Annotated in this window: 3 protein-coding genes; 2 read left to right on the forward strand and 1 reads right to left on the reverse strand. The window is 72.1% G+C overall.

The window, feature by feature from the left end:
• On the forward strand, positions 1 to 460 hold a 460-nt coding region (locus MCM47_RS40150), incomplete at its 5' end, for a peptidase dimerization domain-containing protein (RefSeq protein WP_238951774.1).
• Positions 461 to 569: 109 nt separating this feature from the next.
• Positions 570 to 1,379, forward strand: a complete 810-nt coding sequence (locus MCM47_RS40155; protein ID WP_238951775.1) for a TIGR00730 family Rossman fold protein — start codon at positions 570 to 572, stop codon at positions 1,377 to 1,379.
• Positions 1,380 to 1,407: 28 nt separating this feature from the next.
• Here MCM47_RS40155 and MCM47_RS40160 read toward each other — a convergent pair.
• Positions 1,408 to 1,723 (reverse strand): dihydropteroate synthase (locus MCM47_RS40160; RefSeq protein ID WP_238951776.1); only part of this gene is annotated, 316 nt, incomplete at its 5' end.

A 1,723-nucleotide genomic window follows, 5' to 3' on the forward strand; every position in this document is an offset into this window, starting at 1 on the left:
GCTCGCCGACTACCGGCCGCGCCGGGTGGAGATCGACGGCCTGGAGTACCGCGAGGGCCTGAACGCGGTCCGGATCGACGGCGGCGTGGCCGGCAACGTCATCCCCGACGAGTGCGTGGTGACGGTCAACTTCCGCTACGCGCCCGACCGCAGCGAGGCGGACGCGGAGAAGCACCTGCGCGAGGTCTTCGACGGCTTCGAGGTGACGGTGACCGACTCCGCCCCCGGAGCGCTGCCCGGCCTCGGCCAGCCCGCCGCGCGGGCCTTTCTGGCCGCCACCGGCGGCGTCGCCCGGGCCAAGTTCGGCTGGACCGACGTGGCCCGGTTCAGCGCGCTCGGCGTCCCGGCGGTCAACTACGGACCGGGCGATCCGAACCTCGCGCACAAGCGGGAGGAGCACTGCTCGCTCTCCGCGATCGCGGAGACCGAGGAGCGGCTGCGGGCCTGGCTCACCGCCTGACCCGGCCGGCGGCGACCGGAGGGGCGGCGGCCGGACGCCACCTTCCGGTCGCCCGACCGTCCTCCCCCCGTTGCCTGAAAACGGGGATCAACGGGCGTAGGGTTTCGTCATGACAGGCACTGGAGACGAGAAGCAGTACGGTCACGGTCCCGAGCGGGTGGGTGAGCCGCGCCCGAAGAAGGCGTGGCCCGAGAAGCAGAAGGGCCCGGTGCTGGTGCGCCGGGACCAGGTCGGCGAGAGCACGACGGACCAGCGCCTGCTGGACACCACCGGCCCGACCGACTGGCTGCACACCGATCCCTGGCGGGTGCTGCGGATCACCTCCGAGTTCGTCGAGGGGTTCGGCGCGCTGGCCGAACTCCCGCCCGCGATCAGCGTCTTCGGCTCCGCCCGGACACCGGTCGACTCGCCCGAGTACGCGGCCGGCGTGGCCATCGGCCGCGCGCTGGCCGAGGCCGGCTACGCGGTGATCACCGGGGGCGGCCCCGGCGCGATGGAGGCCGCCAACCGCGGCGCCTCGGACGCCGGCGGGCTCAGCGTCGGCCCCGGCATCGAGCTGCCCTTCGAACAGGGGCTCAACGAGTTCGTCGACCTCGGGCTGAACTTCCGTTACTTCTTCGTCCGCAAGACGATGTTCGTGAAGTACGCGCAGGGCTTCGTGGTGCTGCCCGGCGGCCTCGGGACGCTGGACGAGCTGTTCGAGGCGCTCACCCTGGTGCAGACGAAGAAGGTCACCCGCTTCCCGGTGATCCTCTTCGGCAGCGAGTACTGGGGCGGGCTCTTCGACTGGCTGAAGAACACGCTCGTCGCACAGGGCAAGGCCGCCCCGCACGACCTGGAGCTCTTCCACATCACCGACGAGATCGACGAGGTCCTGAAGATCCTCGCCGACGCCCGCCGCCCGGTGGACGAGATCTAGGTTCCGGACGAGGCCCGGGACCCGGGTCTCACGCCAGCCCCCGGCGGGCCACCGCCGGGGGACGGGTGCCCCGGATCGAGGCGACCATGTCCAGCACCTCCCGGGTCTGCGCCACCTGGTGCACCCGGTAGACCTGCGCGCCCAGCCAGGCCGAGACCGCCGTCGTCGCCAGCGTGCCCAGCAGCCGCTCGTCGACCGGCTTGTCCAGCGTCTCGCCGACGAAGTCCTTGTTGGAGAGCGAGACCAGCACCGGGAACCCGGTCGCGGTCATCTCCGGCAGCCGCCGGGTCGCCTCCAGCGAGTGCCGGGTGTTCTTGCCGAAGTCGTGCCCCGGGTCGATGATC

Source organism: Kitasatospora sp. A2-31 (genome assembly GCF_022288725.1).
Taxonomy (GTDB): Bacteria; Actinomycetota; Actinomycetes; order Streptomycetales; family Streptomycetaceae; genus Kitasatospora.

Coding starts and splice junctions, on each gene's coding strand:
- MCM47_RS40155 (WP_238951775.1), top strand. CDS start 570: ATGACAGGCACTGGAGACGAGAAGCAGTACGGTCACGGTCCCGAGCGG.